Origin of the sequence: Clostridium pascui (assembly GCF_016908015.1) — a bacterium.
Classification (GTDB): Bacteria; Bacillota; Clostridia; order Clostridiales; family Clostridiaceae; genus Clostridium_AK; species Clostridium_AK pascui.
In genome coordinates this window covers 359,223-378,938 of sequence record NZ_JAFBDB010000003.1, presented here as the reverse complement: position 1 = coordinate 378,938, position 19,716 = coordinate 359,223, and the positions used below count along the sequence as shown (strand labels likewise).

General features: G+C 30.3%; 20 protein-coding genes and 1 other annotated feature. Of the genes, 15 read left to right on the top strand and 5 right to left on the bottom strand.

Features of this window, described 5'->3' with window-relative positions; genetic code table 11:
* Positions 1-481: 481 nt before the first annotated feature.
* Positions 482-1,429, bottom strand: coding sequence for a polysaccharide deacetylase family protein (locus JOC70_RS10520; RefSeq protein ID WP_207755286.1), 948 nt, complete (start codon positions 1,427-1,429; stop codon positions 482-484).
* 854 nt (positions 1,430-2,283) lie between these two features.
* On the opposite strand from JOC70_RS10520, the gene ispF reads away from it, so the two are divergent.
* On the top strand, positions 2,284-2,754 hold the full coding sequence (ispF, locus tag JOC70_RS10515; RefSeq protein WP_279381248.1) for a 2-C-methyl-D-erythritol 2,4-cyclodiphosphate synthase: 471 nt from the start codon (positions 2,284-2,286) through the stop codon (positions 2,752-2,754).
* 60 nt (positions 2,755-2,814) lie between these two features.
* Here the strand turns inward: ispF and rluF are convergent, their stop codons facing one another.
* Positions 2,815-3,576, bottom strand: a complete 762-nt coding sequence (gene rluF, locus JOC70_RS10510) for a 23S rRNA pseudouridine(2604) synthase RluF (RefSeq protein WP_204598840.1) — start codon at positions 3,574-3,576, stop codon at positions 2,815-2,817.
* Between the two features lie 138 nt (positions 3,577-3,714).
* Between rluF and JOC70_RS10505 the strand changes: the two genes are divergently transcribed.
* Positions 3,715-5,208 carry an N-acetylglucosaminidase gene (locus tag JOC70_RS10505; protein ID WP_204598839.1) on the top strand — a complete coding sequence of 498 codons (1,494 nt, stop codon included), beginning with the start codon at positions 3,715-3,717 and terminating at the stop codon, positions 5,206-5,208.
* Positions 5,209-5,237: 29 nt separating this feature from the next.
* On the opposite strand, the gene JOC70_RS10500 is transcribed toward JOC70_RS10505, so the two are convergent.
* Complete coding sequence (locus tag JOC70_RS10500) at positions 5,238-5,480, bottom strand: metal-binding protein (RefSeq protein ID WP_204598838.1); 243 nt, start codon at positions 5,478-5,480, stop codon at positions 5,238-5,240.
* A gap of 122 nt (positions 5,481-5,602) precedes the next feature.
* Here JOC70_RS10500 and JOC70_RS10495 point away from each other — a divergent pair, with 122 nt between their 5' ends.
* Both JOC70_RS10495 and JOC70_RS10490 read left to right on the top strand, forming a co-directional pair.
* Positions 5,603-6,178, top strand: a complete 576-nt coding sequence (locus JOC70_RS10495) for a nucleoside recognition domain-containing protein (protein ID WP_204598837.1) — start codon at positions 5,603-5,605, stop codon at positions 6,176-6,178.
* Positions 6,179-6,187: 9 nt separating this feature from the next.
* Positions 6,188-6,706, top strand: a complete 519-nt coding sequence (locus JOC70_RS10490) for a spore maturation protein (RefSeq protein ID WP_204598836.1) — start codon at positions 6,188-6,190, stop codon at positions 6,704-6,706.
* A 20-nt stretch (positions 6,707-6,726) separates the two neighbouring features.
* On the opposite strand, the gene JOC70_RS10485 is transcribed toward JOC70_RS10490, so the two are convergent.
* A complete protein-coding gene (locus JOC70_RS10485) occupies positions 6,727-8,076 on the bottom strand; it encodes an MATE family efflux transporter (protein ID WP_204598835.1) in 1,350 nt (449 codons plus the stop codon).
* A 180-nt stretch (positions 8,077-8,256) separates the two neighbouring features.
* Positions 8,257-8,494 (top strand) — a binding site (T-box leader).
* Between the two features lie 63 nt (positions 8,495-8,557).
* On the opposite strand from JOC70_RS10485, the gene metG reads away from it, so the two are divergent.
* The 11 genes from metG (at position 8,558) to JOC70_RS10430 (ending at position 19,148) form a co-directional block, all read left to right on the top strand.
* A complete protein-coding gene (gene metG / locus JOC70_RS10480; protein ID WP_204598834.1) occupies positions 8,558-10,501 on the top strand; it encodes a methionine--tRNA ligase in 1,944 nt (647 codons plus the stop codon).
* Positions 10,502-10,631: 130 nt separating this feature from the next.
* Positions 10,632-11,396: a TatD family hydrolase gene (locus JOC70_RS10475; RefSeq protein WP_204598833.1), complete on the top strand. Its 765-nt coding sequence runs from the start codon at positions 10,632-10,634 to the stop codon at positions 11,394-11,396.
* 284 nt (positions 11,397-11,680) lie between these two features.
* The gene (locus JOC70_RS10470; protein ID WP_204598832.1) at positions 11,681-12,721 is read left to right on the top strand and encodes a 3D domain-containing protein; all 1,041 of its coding nucleotides are present in this window, start codon (positions 11,681-11,683) and stop codon (positions 12,719-12,721) included.
* Between the two features lie 43 nt (positions 12,722-12,764).
* Positions 12,765-13,316, top strand: coding sequence for a ribonuclease M5 (gene rnmV / locus JOC70_RS10465; RefSeq protein ID WP_204598831.1), 552 nt, complete (start codon positions 12,765-12,767; stop codon positions 13,314-13,316).
* Positions 13,309-14,142 (top strand): 16S rRNA (adenine(1518)-N(6)/adenine(1519)-N(6))-dimethyltransferase RsmA, encoded by an 834-nt coding sequence (gene rsmA / locus JOC70_RS10460; RefSeq protein WP_204598830.1) that lies wholly within the window; start codon positions 13,309-13,311, stop codon positions 14,140-14,142. Before rnmV ends, rsmA begins: the two co-directional genes overlap by 8 nt.
* 88 nt (positions 14,143-14,230) lie before the next feature.
* Positions 14,231-15,481 (top strand): hypothetical protein, encoded by a 1,251-nt coding sequence (locus tag JOC70_RS10455; protein ID WP_204598829.1) that lies wholly within the window; start codon positions 14,231-14,233, stop codon positions 15,479-15,481.
* Positions 15,482-15,613: 132 nt separating this feature from the next.
* On the top strand, positions 15,614-16,198 hold the full coding sequence (locus JOC70_RS10450) for a hypothetical protein (protein ID WP_204598828.1): 585 nt from the start codon (positions 15,614-15,616) through the stop codon (positions 16,196-16,198).
* 84 nt (positions 16,199-16,282) lie between these two features.
* Positions 16,283-17,044 (top strand): prolipoprotein diacylglyceryl transferase, encoded by a 762-nt coding sequence (locus JOC70_RS10445; RefSeq protein ID WP_204598827.1) that lies wholly within the window; start codon positions 16,283-16,285, stop codon positions 17,042-17,044.
* Between the two features lie 53 nt (positions 17,045-17,097).
* On the top strand, positions 17,098-17,904 hold the full coding sequence (locus JOC70_RS10440) for a YhfM domain-containing protein (RefSeq protein ID WP_204598876.1): 807 nt from the start codon (positions 17,098-17,100) through the stop codon (positions 17,902-17,904).
* A gap of 92 nt (positions 17,905-17,996) precedes the next feature.
* Positions 17,997-18,842, top strand: a complete 846-nt coding sequence (locus JOC70_RS10435) for an Mrp/NBP35 family ATP-binding protein (protein ID WP_204598826.1) — start codon at positions 17,997-17,999, stop codon at positions 18,840-18,842.
* A 114-nt stretch (positions 18,843-18,956) separates the two neighbouring features.
* Positions 18,957-19,148, top strand: a complete 192-nt coding sequence (locus JOC70_RS10430) for a ferredoxin (protein WP_035304620.1) — start codon at positions 18,957-18,959, stop codon at positions 19,146-19,148.
* Positions 19,149-19,195: 47 nt separating this feature from the next.
* Here the strand turns inward: JOC70_RS10430 and thiT are convergent, their stop codons facing one another.
* Positions 19,196-19,690, bottom strand: a complete 495-nt coding sequence (gene thiT, locus JOC70_RS10425; RefSeq protein ID WP_341534883.1) for an energy-coupled thiamine transporter ThiT — start codon at positions 19,688-19,690, stop codon at positions 19,196-19,198.
* Positions 19,691-19,716 lie beyond the last annotated feature (26 nt).

The following is a 19,716-nucleotide window of genomic DNA, read 5'->3' as shown; positions in this document are numbered from 1 at the left end:
TATATTATAATGTGAATAGCATATAACTTTTTTATTATAAAACTAAGGATGCCTTTATCTAAAGGCATCCTTAGTTTTATAATAAATGCATATAAGATTATGGTAGTACAAGCAAGAAACAATATGAATTATTGTGATATATTATATGTAATAAAATGTAAAAAAAGTTGCAAAAAAATATAAAAAATTGCATGAATTAAGTAATAAAATGTCTAAGTATTCCACAGTATCTTGTCCAAGTTATCAACAGGGTAAATGTGGACAATGTTTACAAGTCCCTATATAATTGGGAGTAAGGGTATTAAAAAAATAAAAATTATTCACAAAAATTGTGGATAAGCTATAAAGAATTGTGGACAAATATGAAAGGCACCATAAAACAATCTATAAGAGGTACTATGGAAGGATGAGAACATAATTTTGAACTATAAAAAATATTGAAAAATAGACACAGAATTAATAAGTTCTATGTCTATTTTTGCTATTGAGACAGCATGTTTTTAGAATGAATATTGTTGTAATTTCTGTTTGTTAATCTTCTTTCGAATTCACTTAAGTCAAAATTAGAACTTATATATACTCTATCTAATTTATATATACCATCTGATTTGTCTGTCCAAGTTCCGCTTGTAGAAAATGCCATAGTATAACCAGCATCTTGAGCAGCTTTCAAAGTATCTTTATTCCATTTGCCATAAGGATAAGCAATATAATCTACCTTTTTATTTGTAACTTTTTCCAAAAAATTCTTTGAAGTTTTCAAACTGTATAGTTGTTTATCGTAAGTAAGTGTTAAAAGATTTTCGTGTTTTTCAGTATGGCTCATAATATCTATGCCATTTAAAGACATTTCTTTAATTTGAGGGGAATTTATAGTATGACTATATTTATCTACATTATCTGTAATAACAAATATAGTTGCTCTAAAATTATATTTTTTTAGTATTGGATAAGCGTTTAAGTAATTATCAACATAACCATCATCAAAGGTTAACACAACGGACTTTTTAGGAATTGGCTTATTGTAATTAATAAAATCATAAAGCTCGTCTAAAGACAAGGTAGTATAATTTTTATCTTTTAAAAGTTTCATTTGAGCTTCAAATAAGTTTTTAGATAGTTGAATTTCGTTACCCGTCCGATTAGAAATAGAATGATACATAAGTACAGGTATTCCTTCGTTACTATGCTTTAAATTAGATCCCGAGAAGTTTCTTTTTGAATAAGTATTTTTTGTATCTGCTTGAGAAGTTGTAATATTATTAGAGTTATTAATAGGTTTATCGTTGTTTTTGTGGATAAACTGTTGATTATTTATTGAGTTATTAATATATAAATATTGATTAATTATTAAATAAACCGAAGGAATCGTAAGAAATATTAGTATAGTTAAGTATAATGGAGATTTAAGGAATTTATATTTTCGCATTATCTTTACTCCTTTTAAATTATTTATTAAAACATACGGAATCCCTGTATTTTAAAGGACTTATAGGTTTTGTTGTAATTAGAATAATTAAGTAATTTCATGGTTATACACATTGTCCACATTTTGCATGTGTATAACTTGTGAAATTTCTGTTGATTTCTATATATCCTCAAATATATACAAAAGGTTACATTTTTAATTATAGTTATTAACTATAAGAAATTACAAATTTTTGGAATTGACAAGTAATTATATCAACATTATCCACAGAAATGTGGACAAATTGTTGATAACTATTTTAAAATATGGTAGATAATAAACATTTTAACACATTTTATTTGAATTAGTTTTAAATATTAAGTAAATAATATAAAACAGAATAGCAAATTATAAGTATAGTGAATATAATATAATAGATGTCACTAGTAGATCCTATTTTTGTAAAATAGTTTCTCCTCAAATCCTATGTCTAAAAGTTTTTTTGTAAAAACTTTTAGACATAAAATATATTTAGAATTTTCTTAACAATTCATCTATTTTATGGTATTATATTAATATAAATAAATTATAAAGGGTGTGACGTGTATGAAAGATAATGTTGTATATGTTGATTTTTCTAAAAGGCACAAAAATAAAAAGAATATGGAACCCTTGTATATAAGAATTATTAATAGTATAAAAAGCTTTTTTCATTTAAATAAAAGAGGTCACAAGGAAAATGTAATCAATTACAGGAAAAACATATCATAAATTATATAGTATAATATGCCTGGAATGCCAGGCTTTATTTTTTTGTTTAATTAAGAAAAGTATTATTATAAAATATTATAAAAGATATATTAGGAGGTACTATGATGAGAGTAGGAATAGGATATGATGTACATAAGTTGGTAAATGGAAGAAAACTTATTCTAGGTGGAGTTCACATACCTTATGAAAAAGGACTTTTGGGGCATTCAGATGCAGATGTATTGATACATGCTATTATGGATAGTATATTAGGCGCTTCTGCTTTAGGGGATATAGGAAAACATTTTCCGGATACAAAGGAGGAGTACAACGGAATTGACAGCTTAAAGTTATTAAAAGAAGTAAGTAAACTAATAATGGAAAAAAACTTTAAAATAGTAAATATTGATTCTATAATTATTGCTCAGTCGCCTAAAATGGCGCCATATATTGAAACTATGAAAGCAAATATAAGTAATATACTAGGCATACATGCGAATCAAGTAAATATAAAGGCTACAACTGAAGAGGGATTGGGTTTTACAGGAAGGAGAGAAGGAATTGCAGCACAAAGCATTTGTATGATAGAAGAATAATTTTGGATCATAGTAAAGAACTTTTTACAGGAAAGAGAGTCCTTATTAAAGGCTCTCTTTTTATTTAGAGGCTTCTTCAGTTTTTAGTGAATTCTTTACTAATTCATTTATAGTTTGAATTTCATCTCTACTAAGATATCTCCATTTGCCAAGTGGGAGGTTATCTAGCCTTACATTCATTATTCTAATTCGTTTAAGCTTTGTTACAGTATAACCAAGGGCTTCGCACATTCGTCTAATTTGCCTATTTAATCCTTGGGTAAGTATTATCCTAAATATATTAGAGCCTTCTTTATATATTTTGCAAGGCTTTGTTATAGTGCCAAGTATCCTCACACCAGAGCACATTCTTTGAAGAAAGTCTTGAGTTAATGGCTTATCTACAGTTACTATATATTCTTTTTCGTGATTATTGCCAGCTCTAAGTATTTTATTTACTATATCACCATCGTTGGTTAAAAATATAAGGCCCTCGGAATCTTTGTCTAATCTACCTATATGAAAAATTCGTTCAGGATAATTAATAAAGTTTACTATATTATTTTTTTCTTTTGGATCAGTAGTGCTTACTATACCTTTAGGTTTATTTAAGGCTATGTATACTGATTTAGGTTTTTCAGAAAGAAGTTTACCGTCAAGTTTTACTTCATCTGCATAAGTTACTTTAGATCCCATAGTAGCTACTTCACCATTTATAGTAACTTTACCTAAAGAAATAAGCCTATCTGCTTCTCTTCTTGAACATACACCTTTTTCGCTTATAAACTTATTTATTCTAATTTCTTCTACTTTAAAATTATCAGCAAGGTCATTTTTTTTCATTCTTATACCTCTCTTTTATTAATGTACAGTTAAAATTATAGCAAAATATTAAAATAAATTAACTTTTTTCATAGAAAAAAGTCTTAAAATTTTATATAATCTAATTATAGTAAACAACGATGAAGTGAGGGGATTATTTTGAAGAAGTCTTTTGCAGCACTTATGCTTGCAACTTTTTTTACGCTTACAACAAGTAATTATAACATATCACATGCAGCAACAAGTGTAAAAGAATTTCAAAGTCAAACAGCTATTTCTCAAGATAAAGTATGGACAGTAAAGTTTAATTTTAATCTTAATGAAGAAACTATAAATAACTCTAATATAACAGTGACAGATGATAAGGGTAATGCTGTACAAGCCACTGTAATGCTAGGTGATACAGCTAACACCATAAAAGTACTTCCTAAAGTGGAGGGCTATACCCCAGCAAAGTCTTACTACGTAAATGTAAGCACACAAGTGGAATCTTTAGGGGGTAAAAAGTTAAACCAACCTGTAAAAATGAAATTTACAATAACACCTAGATTTTCAGATGGCTCTACATATGTAAATGGAGCTGAGGTTAAGACACTTAAAATGCAATATGAACCTATAATTAGTAATCAATATCAAACCTTCAACCTATCTTCGAGTGTTGATAATGCTCAGTATAAAATATATGTAAGTCGATATAACAAGAAGCTTTGGAAGTATGAGGATTTTCAGGAATGGACTAATGGATACACAACTGCTTCTTCAGGTAAGATTACCATAAATAAAAGATTTACTAGTGATGAAAATGGAGATAAGTATAAAATCCTTGTTTATGTGAAAAGATCAAATACTAAAGGTAATTATAAGGATATAAATACGGATTATGATAATTATTACATAGATTATCTAAGATGCATAAACAGCATATCAAATACTGATATAGTTAATAAGAGTTATGTAACCACTTTTACAGATGCAATAAGTAAGCAAGCAAAGCCAGGTGTTTCAACTACTAGTGAAGGTGGTTCAGGCTGGGTAGGGGCCAGTTATAATCAAATAAAATATCATCTTAATCCTAAGAATTTTATGGATCAAGATGGGAAATATGCGTTTATGAAATTAAGCTATACAAATGATAGTATAACTGTTCAAGATTTAAATAATATTTTAATGGGAAGGGGAATACTAGCAGGAAAAGGACAAGCATTTTTTGATGCAGCTAAGGCAAATAACATAAATCCAATTTATCTTGTGTCCCATGCCTTGCTTGAAACAGGAAATGGAAGCTCTAAACTTGCTAATGGAATAGAGGTTGATGGAGATAAAGGCAAGAAGTTAGTTTATAATATGTTCGGTATAGGTGCCCTTGATAGTAATCCAGATGAACTTGGATCAAAATATGCATATGAGCAAGGGTGGTTTACTCCAGAGGATGCTATAAAGGGTGGGGCAAAGTTTATTGGATCAGGATATATAAATAATACAACTAATAATCAAGATACACTTTATAAAATGAAGTTTAATCCGGGTGCACCAGCAACACATCAATATGCAACTGATATTAATTGGCCGTATGCGCAAATTAGAAATATAATCAATTTAGTTTCACAATGCAAGGATCCTAAAATTACATTTGAAGTTCCTGTGTATAAATAACAAAAGAAGCCTAACATATGGGCTTCTTTTTAATTTAAGTTTTGTTTCCATTTACTATTGGTTAGTTCATCTATAAAGGGAGCATAAAATTCAAAAGTTTTTTCATGACCACATTTTGAACATGTACAATCGCACACATCATAAGGGTTTCCATTAATTATATCTATATCTAGGCCATCAGCTAAATATTCACCGCCACATACTTCGCAGGGAGTACTATTTATAATATGGTATTCACTTTCTATATATTTCATTATATCTTTTAAAGTCATGTATAGCCTCCATAATTTATATTTAAAAACATTATATATGGTAACATTAATAAAATTTATTTGCAATACAATAGAGTTTATTAACATATAAATTAATATACAAAAAATCCATGGAGGGTAAAATGATAAATTATATTTGGTTTGGAATATTAACTTTGGGTATAATTTGGGGAATGATTACAGGACGAGCAGATATAATGACGCAGGCAATACTAGCTTCAACAAATAGTACTGTAGAAATAATTATAAAGCTTGCAGGAGTTATGTGTTTATGGTGCGGAGTAATGAAAATTGCAGAAAGAAGCGGTATGACAGAAATGTTAGCAAAGCTTTTAAGGCCTATTTTAAAAGTTATATTTAAAAAAGAAGGAAGAGATAAGGAATCTTTAGGTAGTATTGTTATGAATATTACTGCTAATATGATGGGAATATCCAATGCTGCTACTCCATTTGGGATAAAGGCTATGGAAAATATGCAAAAGTTAAATCCCAATAAGGATACAGCTTCCAATGATATGGCATTATTTTTAGTTATAAATGCTGCATGTATTCAATTTATACCAACTACTGTAATTTCCATACGAGCAGCTACAGGCTCACAAAATCCAGCAGAGATAATAATTACGGCCATAATAACTACGGCTTCAGCAGCTGTAGTTGGAGTAATTTCATGTAAAATACTTGAGAAATATTTTTAGGAGGGAATTATGAACTTAGGTAATTTTCTTGTTCCAGGAATTATAGGGTTAATAGTAACTTATGGAGTTATTAAAAAGGTAGAGGTATATAATTGTTTTGTAGAGGGAGCCAAAGACGGATTGAAGATATGCTTAAGAATTTTCCCTTATTTACTTGCTATGATACTTGCAGTATCTGTGCTTAGAGAAGCTAAAATCTTGGACTTTATAACACAAATTAGTAATCCATTGCTAAAATATGTCGGTATTCCAGGAGAACTTTTACCTCTTTTACTTATAAAGCCTTTATCGGGAAGCGGAGCTTTAGGAGTTTTTACAGATGTTTTAACAACCTATGGACCAGATAGCTTTGTAGGAAGAGTAGCATCAACTATAATGGGCTCTACAGAAACAATATTTTATACAGTGACTATTTATTTTGGAGCAGTAGGAATTAAAAAAATAAGACATACTCTATGGGCTGCCATACTTGCAGATTTAACAGCTGCTATAATGGCAGTAGTTACTGTAAAATTATTTTTTTATTAAAAACATAACCCCCTACTTGGCTAAGTAGGGGTCATAAGTTTTTTGAATTTACTTTTAAATAGTACAAAAATTACTATACCTTCAAATGACCATTGTATGGCAGTTATCCACCAAACGTATATAACTGATAGGTTCAATTTGTATATAAAAATAAGCAGCAATGGAAACCTTATAATCCAACTAGATATTAAGGACACCATAAATGGTGTTTTAGTATCACCCATACCTTTTAGGGCGCCGCCAAGTATCATTGAGATTGCCATAAATGGTTGTTCTATAGAAGCAATCATAAGGCAAAGGGTACCAAGACCTATTACTTCAAGTTCATTTTGTTTTATAAATAAGCTTATTAAAAACTTAGGGAATAGTAAAAAGGCTATGGAGCATATAAGCATTATACTTGTTCCAATTAATGTGCAGGTATAAGCGTATTCTTTTGCACCGTGTAAATCTCTTTCTCCAATTTTATGTCCAACTAAAGTTGTAGCAGCGATAGCAACTCCATTTCCAGGCATAAATGATATAGATTCTATAGTAGTTGTAATTTGATTAGCTGCAAAGGCTGTTTTGCCTAAATACATAATTAATATAGTGCCTAATAATCGTATCATGGAGAACGCTCCTTCTTGCATTGATGAAGGAATTGAGAGCTTAATAAGCTCTTTAGCTCTATAGGTATTTATATTTCTTATAAATTTAAAATGAGGTTTTATAAGAGACTTTTTTAACGTATAAAAAGTTATAAATATAAATCCAACTATATGTGCCATAGATGTAGCTATAGCTGCACCTCGTATTCCGAGTTCTGGGAAACCAAGCCTTCCAAATATTAAAACCCAATCTAAAAATAAATTTATTATATTAATTAATCCAGATGCTAAAAGAGGGATTTTAGTATTTTTACCTGCTCTAAGAACTGAATTCAACACATTCATAAGCATATTAAAAAACAACCCTATAGAGGTGATTTTCATATATATTATTCCATTACTTAGTACAGTATCCCTAGCACCAGAATAAAATAAAATTTTGGGTGCAAATATAAATGCTGCTGATGAAATTATAAATGCTAGAATAGAGCCTATGGCAAGTCCTAAAGTTGCAAATTCTTCTGAAGCAGTATTATCTTTAGAGCCAAGTTTTCTTGAGATAAGGGATACGGTTCCAACAGATATTCCCACGGAAATAAATACATTTACAAAACTGTACATTATCTCTGAACTAAGTCCTACAGTGCTTACAGCAGTTTCTCCGCCATATTTGCCAACCATCATTGTGTCAAGTACCCATATCATCATGTACAAGACCATTTCACCAACTGCAGGAAGGGCTAATTTTAAAACATCCTTTATTATATCTTTGCGTATCAAATAAGTACCTCCTTTTAAGTAATAACATTCAATCAAAGTTTATCAAAGTAATACACCACTAATTATAATACATTGTAAACAAGATAAGCAAAAACATATAAGTATATTTAAAAGAAATAAGTGAAATAATAGGAAAATCAACTAGTTGACATGGCAAAATATATGTATTAATATTAAATTTGAAATGCAATGATGGGAAGAGTAGTAAGATGAAATGCTAAAAGAGAGTCGGATAAGGTGAAAGCCGATAGCGTTAAGGTTTATGAACATGGCCCCAGAGCAAAATATCTGAAATATTAAGTAGGGTATTTCGGGTGCATCCGTTAAAATGCAAAGTGAGTTTTTCTCACTTATTGAGTCCTTTTTTGAGAAGAAAAGGAGAATTAGAGTGGTAACGCGTGAAAATGACGCCTCTATAAAGCTTAAAAGCTTTATAGAGGCTTTTTATTATATAAGAACTTTATCTAAGGAGGAATGGAAATTGAATAAGAAAACCTATTATATTACAACACCAATTTATTACCCATCAGCAAATTTACACATAGGAAATACTTATACAACAGTAGCAGCAGATGCTATGGCAAGATTTAAGCGTCTTACAGGTTATGATGTAATGTTTTTAACAGGTACAGATGAACATGGTCAAAAGATACAAAGACTTGCAGAAGCAAAGGGTGTAACACCTAAAGAATATGTAGATGAAATAGTTGCAGGCATAAAAAGTCTTTGGGGTATGATGAATATAAGCTATGATAAGTTTATAAGAACTACAGATGATTATCATATAAACTCTGTACAGGAGATATTTAAAAAACTTTATGATCAGGGAGATATATACAAGTCAGAATATGAAGGATGGTATTGCACTCCTTGTGAATCATTTTGGACTGAAACACAACTAACAGATGGAAAATGCCCAGATTGTGGAAGACCTGTAGAAAAGGCAAAAGAAGAAGCGTACTTCTTTAAGATGTCAAAGTATGCAGATAAACTTATAGAGCACATAGAATCCCATCCTGAATTTATACAACCAGAGTCTAGAAAAAATGAAATGATAAATAACTTCTTAAAACCAGGACTTCAAGATTTATGTGTCTCAAGAACTTCTTTTGATTGGGGAATTCCAGTAAGTTTTGATGAAAAGCATGTTATATACGTTTGGATAGATGCTTTAGCAAACTATATAACAGCACTAGGATATAATACAGGTAATGAAGAACTGCTAAATAAATATTGGCCAGCAGATGTTCATTTAGTGGGTAAGGACATCTTAAGATTCCACACTATTTATTGGCCTATAATGTTAATGGCACTTGGAGTTCCTCTTCCTAAACAAGTTTTTGGTCATGGATGGCTTTTAGTGGATGGAGGAAAGATGTCAAAATCTAAAGGTAATGTAGTAGATCCAGTAGTGCTCGTAAATCACTTTGGAACAGATCCAGTAAGATACTATCTTTTAAGAGAAATTCCATTTGGTTCAGATGGAATATTTAATAATGAATTATTTATAAAGAAAATTAATTCAGATCTAGCAAATGATTTAGGAAATTTATTATCTAGAACTACGGCTATGATAGAGAAGTACTTTTACGGAGTGATTCCAAGCCCTACAGCAAAGGAAGATATAGATAACGATCTTATTTCTATGGCAACCAGTGTATACTTAAAGATTGAAAAGCACATGGATGACCTAAGAATACCTGAAGCTCTAGATGAGGTTTGGACACTTATAGGAAGAGCAAATAAATATATAGATGAAACCACTCCGTGGATACTTGCCAAGGATGAAAGCAATAAGGAAAGACTTGGAACAGTATTATATAATTTAGCAGAATCTTTAAGAATAATCTCAGTATTAATTTCTGCATTCTTACCAGATACAAGTAGAAGAATAAACACTCAGCTTAACGTAGAAATTATTACTTGGGATAGCATTGCATCCTTTGACGGAACAAGTGCAGGAACAAAGCTTGTAAAAGGAGACAATTTGTTCCCAAGAATAGATGTTGATGCTAAAATAGATGAATTAAATAAATTAAAAGAAGAGCAAATGAAAAATACAGCTCCAGCTAAGGTGGAGATTCAGCCTTTAAAAGAAGAAATAACTATAGAAGACTTTGAAAAGGTAGACTTAAGAGTAGTTAAGGTAATAGAATGTGAGCCAGTTAAAGGTGCTAAAAAGCTTTTAAAGCTAAAGGTTGATTTAGGTGGAGAAGAAAGACAGGTAATATCAGGAATAGCAAAGTTTTATAAACCTGAAGAACTTGTAGGAAAATATGTAGTTTTAGTTGCAAATTTAAAACCTGTAAAATTAAGAGGGGAACTTTCTCAGGGTATGATACTTGCAGCGGCTACTGAAGATGATAGTAAATTATTTACCGTAGGGGTTCCAGAAGAACTTCCAACTGGAAGTATAGTGAGATAATAATGGTTATAAAAAGTTCAGGGTTATAATTGACCCTGAACTTTTTAATAACTAAGGCTTTTATAGAAATGTATACAAAAATTAAAATATGGTATAATTTTAAAATAAGTATTTTCAAAGGAGATAGCATATGTATATTTTTGATTCTCATGCTCATTATGATGACAATTCATTTGATAAAGATAGAGAAAACCTAATAGAGGAAATTAAAAATAGTAATGTAATAGGTGTATTAAATTGTGGTGCATCCTTAGAAGGAGCTATAAAATCTGTTGAACTATCAGAAAAATATGATTTTTTCTATGCAGCTGTAGGAATTCATCCAGAACATGCAGATGAGGTAAATGATAGTACTATAAGCAAGATAAGAGAGTTATCAAAGTCTAAAAAGGTTAAGGCTATTGGAGAGATAGGTTTAGATTATTATTGGGAAGAAAACCCGGATAGGGAAGTACAAAAACAAGCCTTTATAAAACAAATGGAGTTAGCTAGAGAATTAAATTTACCTGTAATAATACATGATAGAGATGCCCATAAGGATACTTTAGAGATAATGAAAATGTTTCCGGAGGTAGTAGGGGTAGTTCACTGCTTTTCAGGAAGTGTGGAATTTGCAAGGGAATGCCTAAGTTTGGGTTACTATATAGGGTTTACTGGAGTGGTAACATTCAAAAATGCAAGGAAAATTTTAGATGTGGCTAAGATGGTTCCAGATGATAAAATATTAGTTGAAACAGATTGTCCATATATGGCACCTACTCCTTTTAGAGGAGAAAGAAATAGATCGGACTATATAAAATACATAATAGAAAAACTAGCAGAAATAAGAGATATCAGTGAGGAAGAAATTGGAAAACAGCTTATTTTGAATGTTAGGAAGTTGCTTAAAATATAATAATAGTGTAAAATTTGTATATATCAAAGGTTAGATAACTTTTAATACCTAGAGGTAATGGTAATAATTTAAAGAGAGGTATAATATAATTATATTAACATATTTTACCATTGAATCCATCAAGAGGACTGTCTATATTGAATTAAAACGCTATCATTAATTTTTATAAAGTTATTTATGTACAATGTTACATTTTAGATGGTCAAAGTACAAAAATTTGACAAAATGCGCCAAGTAAATTATAATAATCAAATGTTTGTGCATTTTGCCAATAGGAGGTTTTTGTGATGGAAAAGGTAAAAAGGTATCTAAAAAATCATTTTTCCAATGGTCCTAAGGCAACATTTCTTGTATTACTAGTAGTAATAGGCGCAGTTATATTTATAACTAATACAAGAAAAACAGTTTATGTTTATATTGACGGAAAAGAAAATAAAGTAACTACGTTTAGACATACTGTAAATGATGTTTTAACATCTAATAACATAATACTAGGACCAAAAGATAAGACGTCAATTGGGATTGACAGTAAAGTAAAAAATCAAGATAAGATATATATTAAAAAAGCAATGGATGTACAGGTCGAAGTAGATGGAAAGACATTAACTATGAACTCTGCAGAAAGTGATATAGAATCCATGCTTAAGGTAGAGGGCATAAAAGTTAATGAAGCTGATAAAATATTACCATCAAAAGATCAGCCATTAGAAAAGGGCTTAAAAGTTGCTATAATCAGAGTTGAAACTAAGACCATTAAGGAAGCAAAGGCTTTAGCTTACTCAACAGTTACAAAAAATGACGGTGGGTTAGAGAAGGGTAAGCAAAAGGTAGTTCAGTCTGGAATGGCTGGAGAAAAATTAGTAACTACTAAGGTTACTTACGAAAATGGGAAAGAGGTTTCAAGAAAGGTTGTAAGTGAAGCAGTAACTAAAAAGCCTGTACAAAAGGTAGTGGCTATGGGAACAAAGCCTAAGGTACAACCAGTATCTACTAAGTATTCTGCTTCTCGTGGATCAAGTAGCGAAGGTGGTACAACAATAATAAGTGTTAGATCTACAGCATACTCACCTAGAAAAGATTATGGAAGAGCTACTACTGCATCTGGGATGGTTGCAGTAAGAGATGCTAATGGAACAAGTACCGTAGCAGTGGATCCAAGAGTGATTCCGCTAGGTACTAAGCTATATATAGAAGGCTATGGGTATGCAATTGCTGCAGACACTGGACTTGCAATTAAAGGAAATAAGGTGGATCTTTTCTTTAATACGCTTAGTGAAGCTAGAAATTGGGGAGCTAGATACGTAAATGTTCATATAATTAATTAAAGGAGCCTATGGCTCCTATTTTTATACTTTTAGGAGGAAAAAAATGATTAAAGAAGTAATCGTAGTAGAAGGAAGAGATGACATTACTGCAGTGAAAAAGGCAGTGGATGCAGAAATGATTGCCGTAGGCGGATTTGGTATAAATGAAAGGGTTATAGATAGAATAAGAGAAGCTCAAAGAAGACAAGGAGTAATAGTACTTACAGATCCAGATTATGCTGGCCAAAAGATAAGAAACTTAATATCCAGAAAGGTTCCAGGTATAAAGCATGCTTATATATCAAGGGATGAGGGAACAAAGGATGGAGATATAGGAGTGGAAAATGCAGCTCCAGAAGCTATAATAAAAGCATTAAATTCAGCTAAGTGTGAAGTTAAGGAAAAGAGGGAGGAATTTACCTTACAAGATTTGATTTTCTTTAGGCTAACTGGAAATAATAATGCTAAAGATAGAAGAGATAAGCTTGGCAAGATATTAAGAATAGGGTATTGTAATACTAGTCAATTTGTTATCAGATTAAATAATTATGGAATAACAAAGGAAGAGTTTATAGAGGCAATCAAACAAATGGAAAGGGAGAATAGTAATGGATAACACAACACAACAAGTAGTAAATAAGTATAATTTTAAGTTTTCAAAAAGTTTAGGACAAAATTTTTTAATAGATGATCAAGTTTTAAGAGATATAGTAACAGGTGCGGAAGTAAATAGTGACGATTTTATAATAGAAATAGGGCCGGGAGTAGGGACTCTTACGAAGGAATTACTGCAAGTAGCTAAAAAGGTGTGTGCAATAGAGCTAGACAAAGATTTAATACCAATATTAAATGAAGAATTAAGGGAATTTGAAAATTTTCAGTTAATAAATAAGGATGCATTAAAGATAAATTTTGATGAAATAATTGGAGAAGAAAAGTCTGTAAAGCTTGTGGCAAATTTACCATACTATGTGACCACGCCTATAATTGCAAAGCTTCTTACAGAAGGATATAAATTCAAATCTTTAACAATAATGATTCAAAAGGAGGTAGCAGAGAGAATTGATGCAAAGCCAAGTACCAAAGAATATGGAGCATTATCGTTATTAGTTCAATATTATTGTGATACTGAGCTCGTTAGAAAAGTATCACCAGCTTCATTTATACCAAGGCCTAAGGTAGATTCATCAGTAATAAAACTTAGCAAGTTAGAGAGTCCAAGAGTTAAGGTAGAGGATGAGAAGTTATTCTTTAAAATTATAAGAGCTTCATTTAATATGAGAAGAAAAACACTTTGGAATGCGTTGAAAAGCCTAGGGCTTAGCAAAGATTTATTGGAAAATGCACTGAAGGAATGTGACGTGGATCCTAAAAGAAGAGGAGAAACACTTTCAATATATGAATTTGCTAATCTTTCTAACTCTATACATAGAAATAAGTAAAAAATATTTATAAGTTTTATGTTAAATGGTCACTTTTTGAATGGAACCTCATATATTATAATGAATATAATATATGGGGGTACGTTAATTGGTACAGAAAAAGAATTATAGTAGGTACTTTATAATACTTCAGGAAGATGAAAAGGGTTTTGCTATAGCTTCCGATAAACCTCCTACAGGTTATGTAAAACTTGAAGTGAAAAATAATAAATGTAAGGTTTCTTATTATGTACAAAATTTAAAGAAAGAAACTACACCTTACTTTATGGCACTAGTTTCAGGGAAGAAGAATGGAAGCAGAATAATTAAGGTAGGAGAGTTAAACATAGATGATTATGGAAGAAACGACGTTTCCTATGAATATCCTATAGAAGATATAGCATATGTAGGATTAAATGTAGAAAATGTTATAGGAGCGGCAATAGTTAAACTGCCAGACAAAAACATAGTGCCTGTACTTAGCGGATTTTTAACCACTGATATTCCGAAATGGAAGGAATTTTTGCTGCTAGAAGGAAAGACAAGAGCAGGTGAGGAAGTTTCAGAAGAAAAGAATATATTTGATAAATATGAAGAAAATATTGAAGCAGCTAAAAGAGAAGAAAACATAATAGTTAAAGAAGAGAGCCCTAAGGAAAGTTTATCAGAAGAATTGAAGGCTACAGAAGAAGTTATAAAAGATGAAGAAAAAGCTAGGATAGATGAAAGTATAAAAGGTGAAGAAAAAGCTAGGATAGATGAAAGTATAAAAGATGAGACTGAAGTTATAGAAAGCAATAAAGAACCTGAACTACAAGATGTAGATGATTATGTAAATGTTAGAGTAGAAGAAGAACAAGAAGAGCCAATAGATAATCCAATAGATAATATAGAAGTTATAGTTGAACCTATAGATGAAAAATTGATTAGAGATAAGGACGATTTACCAAAGGGAAGAACAGGAGAATTTTTCAAAAACTTAGTTAAGGATTATGATGAGGTAAAGGATATATCAGAAATAAAAAGATGTAAGTGGTATAGAATTCCTATAAAAGATATTAATAATATGTGTGGATTAAAAAACTATAATAAGTATGCAGTTATATACTACCCTATGATGAATTATTATCCTTATATTAAGAAACAGGGATATTTCTTATTAGGATATAAATGTGACAGGGATGGGAAATTAAAATGTTTAGTTTATGCGATTCCAGGAAAAAGAGATAAATGTGATCAGCCTTATGGAGGTAAATCTGGATTTGTTACTTGGGTTCCAAGTAGAGGAAAAGAAGATGAGGGGTATTGGTTAATGTTTTATGATTTTAGAAAGTCAACTATTCTTATTCCTGTAAAGTAGGTATGCAGATTTGCATACCTTTTTATATTAAATATATTTTTATAAAAATTAATAAATACAGCTTTTTTCACATATATTTTATTATTGATAAAGTATGTGGAGGTGAGCGATAACCTTTTAAGGTTTGACGGTATGAGACTTATAATTGTAAATAAAAAAAGACTAGGCGTCACCATAATTATAGTAGGGCTTATGATAACTATGTTTGGTATTCAAAGTATATTTAAAGATAGTATAAAACTAACCTCCCTTATGCAAAGTAACATAAATTCTTTAAAAGAGTACTCTGCTTTAAATGGCAAGGTAACCTATAAACTTCCTTATGATTGGATTTCAGAAAAAAGAGATTTTGGTGGAGAAGAAATAATATACCATAACGATTTTCAAGCTAAGGATTTTAAGGTATATGGCTTTGTAGAAGTGTGGAACTTAAATCAAGACTTGAAAACTTTTATAGAAAGAAGTAAAGATATATCCTTTAAACAAAATATTGTAGAAGGATATAAGTTATCTAATGTAAAAGTTAATGATAAGGATTCCTATTATATTGAATATTCTCTAATAAATTCACAAAATATAAAGTATAAGGCATTTGAATATTTCATACCAGATGGCAACAAGTTTGTAAGATTTTCTTTTTTTACAAGGGAAGATAACTTCAAGGAGAATATGCCCACTATATTTAAAGCTATAGTGGAAACATTAAAAATAAGTTAGAGCTGGTCTATTATTTTATAGACCAGCTTATTTTTTATAAATATATTTATATGCTATAATAATGGATAATGGAGGTGATAGGAAGTGAGGCCGGTATTGTTTATGTTATTTGCAAGGCCAATTTATGGATATGGCACAATGATAGCTATAGGCATATTAGCTGCATTGGCACTCTTGGATTCAAGGGTAAAAAGAAATAGTAATTATCATGAAGATTATATTTATAATATGTCTTTAATAGCGATACTTTCAGGGATACTTGGAGGCAAGCTTTTATACATAATAACTGAGATAAGAAATGTGATAGAAAACCCTTCTTTGTTAAGAGATATTGGAAGTGGATTTGTCATATATGGTTCTATAATTGGGGGAGCTATTTCAATATTTTTTTATTGCAAACGGAAGAAGTGGAATGTGTTAGATACTTTTGATTTAATAATACCTTCAATACCTTTAGCGCAAGGTTTTGGAAGAATAGGGTGCTTGCTTGCAGGGTGTTGTTATGGAAAACCTACAAAGCTTCCTATAGGGATTGTATTTAACAATTCACCTTTTGCACCTTCAGCGGTACATCTTCACCCTACACAAATTTATTCATCTATATTTGACTTTTTATTAGCAATATTTTTAGTTTGGTATGATAAAAGAAAAAATAAAAAGGGAAGTACATTTGCTTTATATGTAATTATTTATAGTATAGGAAGAATAATAGTAGAAGTATTTAGAGGAGACCCAAGAGGTGAAATTTCAATATTATCTACATCACAATTTATAAGTGTTTTTACATTAATCATTGGTATAGTTATATTTAATATAACAAAGCCTAAAGTAAATTTTAATAATTAACCTAGGAGGTTAAGAAATTGATAAAGTTAAAAAAGTTTTTCAGATTTAAAGCTATGATCATTACAATTACCTTAGTAAGTACTCTTTTTTCAGGATGTAATACAATAGAAAATATGAAGGTAAAGTTAGGATTAAAAAATACAAATTTTGAATATATAAAGCAAAATAAGGTACAAAAGATTGTAATACAAAATACTCGAGATCAAGGATATAGATTTATAGTAACAGATAAGAATGTAATAAAAGAATTATATGATATGCTATCTTCTGCAAAGGAGGTTGAAGAAAAATCTACTCTTCAGCCAGATTACATATTTGAAATGCATGAGGCACATGATAAAGTACATAAGTTTAATTATGTTGCAGGATTAGATAAAAAAAGTGGTGGTAATCTTTATAGTGAAGATAAGACTTATATTGTATCAAAGAGAATAGATAATGATATTATAAAAAGTTTTTGGAACATAAGGATTCCAAAAGACTTCACAGATATATATTATGGTTCACTTATAGAAACTCTGAATAGCTATATAAAGGATACAAAAACAACAAAAAAAATAGGAGTTAACTTAGATGAGGATAGAGAAATTGCAAAATTTATTTTATCTACAGATTTAGAAGATTTTAAAAATAAGTTAAATGATAAAAATATAAATGGAGAACTAGTAAAAGGTAATGCTACAGAATATGATGTGATAATGACAGTTAAAACCCAGGGGTATAATAGATTAATGTATAAGAGCATAATTACCTTTTATAATAGGCAAGAAAAAAATACAGAACAGTATTATGTAGTTGCAAACTATGAAAATAGGAGTTGGCATTTGAATGCTACTAAAGATAAGCCTAGTAACTTTTAGATATTAATATAATTTATATAAGGGTTTTTATAACATTTTTTTAGTGCTATAATAAATAAAGTTTTATAATACATATTTAAGGAGGAATAGAAATGAGTGATTGCAATAGTTGTCCTAGTAAGGGAAGCTGTAATAGTAATTCATCCACATGTTCTAAGGATGTGCCAAAGCACGGAAATATAAAACATATTATAGGAGTAATAAGTGGAAAAGGTGGAGTTGGTAAGTCCACAGTAACTGGCATTTTAGCAGTACAACTCCAAAAAGCTGGATTTAAAGTTGGAGTACTTGATGGAGATATAACAGGTCCTTCTATGCCAAGATTTTTTGGAATAAACGAAGAACGAGCAGAAATACATCAAGTAGAAAATAGTGAAGAAGCAAAGTTCATGCCTGTTCAAACATCCTTGGGTATAAAGGTAATATCCTTAAATCTTTTAACAGAGGAAGAAGAGCAGCCTGTTATATGGAGAGGCCCTGTAATAACTGGTGTATTGAAGCAAATGTATTCAGACACAGTTTGGGGAGATTTAGATTATCTTTTAATTGATATGCCTCCAGGAACAGGAGATATAGCATTAACTATAATGCAAAGTATGCCTGTAGAAGGAATGGTAGTTGTATCTACACCTCAAGATATGGTATCCATGATAGTTAAAAAGGTTGTAATAATGGCAGAAAAAATGGACGTAAAGGTATTTGGTGTAGTAGAAAATATGTCTTATATACAATGTGATAAATGTAGTGAAAAAATTAGAGTATTTAGCAAAAAATCAGCTGAAGAGCAGGCAAAATACTTAGGAGTGCCTTTAATGGCAGAGATGCCTATAAATTTGGATTTAGCTGAAAGTTTAGAGAGCGGTCAAGCGGAAAGATTTGTGTTATTAAATGGGGATTATGAAAATTTATTAGATAATTTTATAAAGTTAAGCAAGTAACTAAATACTAGAACATGAGTTAAAAATTAAATTTTAAAATTTAATAAAATAGTAATAAAGAATCATGAGTGGGGTAAAATATATATAGTTCAAAGTAAAAGGAGGAATTGTATTATGCAAGCATATGTTGATAAGGATCTTTGTATATCATGTGGACTATGTCCAGCAATAGCTGGGGATGTATTTGAAATGGATGACAGTACTGGAAAAGCAACAGTTGTAGTAGATGAAGTTCCATCTGGCTCAGAAGATGCTGCAAAGGAAGCAGAAGGAAGTTGTCCAACTAATGCTATAAAAGTAGAATAATAAAAATAATAAAAGCATGTAATGATTTTTCATTACATGCTTTTCATTTAATGACTATGAATTGAATTTTTATTTAAAATAGAATATATTTGATTAACAGGAATTAGTGTAAGTATTACAATACAAATTAAGCCATCTATTGCTAAATAAGAAGCATTGTATATAAGGGGGTATAAATAAGGTGGCATTCCCTCTAGAGCATTACTTCCCCAAAATACTACATCTGAAATAAAGTGGAATGTAAATCTTCCTAATACAGCTATAGCTGCAGCAATTAAATTTTTGTCTTTAAAAAAGCCTGCAAGTCCTAGGGTCATAAATGGTAAAGGATAATCAAATAATACCTGTACAGGATGAAGTATATAAGATCCTAAAATTAAACTTAATATACCATACATGAAACCAGTTAGAAATCCTATTTCAGGTCCGTAAAATAATGAAAGAAGAATAATAGGTACAATTTCACCTAATGTAATAGATCCTCCGCTAGGAAATTCTGCAATCTTAAATAAATTAAGGATTACAGATAATGCAAGACCAATACTTAAAGGTATTCCAGCACTGGAAT

Excerpts from the sequence above, each read along its gene's own strand:
- JOC70_RS10490 (WP_204598836.1), top strand. The coding sequence starts at position 6,188 with ATGAACTTAGGTAATTTTCTTGTTCCAGGAATTATAGGGTTAATAGTA.
- JOC70_RS10500 (WP_204598838.1), bottom strand. The coding sequence starts at position 5,480 with ATGACTTTAAAAGATATAATGAAATATATAGAAAGTGAATACCATATT.
- JOC70_RS10520 (WP_207755286.1), bottom strand. The coding sequence starts at position 1,429 with ATGCGAAAATATAAATTCCTTAAATCTCCATTATACTTAACTATACTA.
- JOC70_RS10495 (WP_204598837.1), top strand. The coding sequence starts at position 5,603 with ATGATAAATTATATTTGGTTTGGAATATTAACTTTGGGTATAATTTGG.
- ispF (WP_279381248.1), top strand. The coding sequence starts at position 2,284 with ATGAGAGTAGGAATAGGATATGATGTACATAAGTTGGTAAATGGAAGA.
- JOC70_RS10440 (WP_204598876.1), top strand. The coding sequence starts at position 17,098 with ATGATCATTACAATTACCTTAGTAAGTACTCTTTTTTCAGGATGTAAT.
- JOC70_RS10450 (WP_204598828.1), top strand. The coding sequence starts at position 15,614 with ATGAGACTTATAATTGTAAATAAAAAAAGACTAGGCGTCACCATAATT.
- JOC70_RS10430 (WP_035304620.1), top strand. The coding sequence starts at position 18,957 with ATGCAAGCATATGTTGATAAGGATCTTTGTATATCATGTGGACTATGT.
- rluF (WP_204598840.1), bottom strand. The coding sequence starts at position 3,576 with ATGAAAAAAAATGACCTTGCTGATAATTTTAAAGTAGAAGAAATTAGA.
- rsmA (WP_204598830.1), top strand. The coding sequence starts at position 13,309 with ATGGATAACACAACACAACAAGTAGTAAATAAGTATAATTTTAAGTTT.
- JOC70_RS10435 (WP_204598826.1), top strand. The coding sequence starts at position 17,997 with ATGAGTGATTGCAATAGTTGTCCTAGTAAGGGAAGCTGTAATAGTAAT.
- JOC70_RS10475 (WP_204598833.1), top strand. The coding sequence starts at position 10,632 with ATGTATATTTTTGATTCTCATGCTCATTATGATGACAATTCATTTGAT.
- rnmV (WP_204598831.1), top strand. The coding sequence starts at position 12,765 with ATGATTAAAGAAGTAATCGTAGTAGAAGGAAGAGATGACATTACTGCA.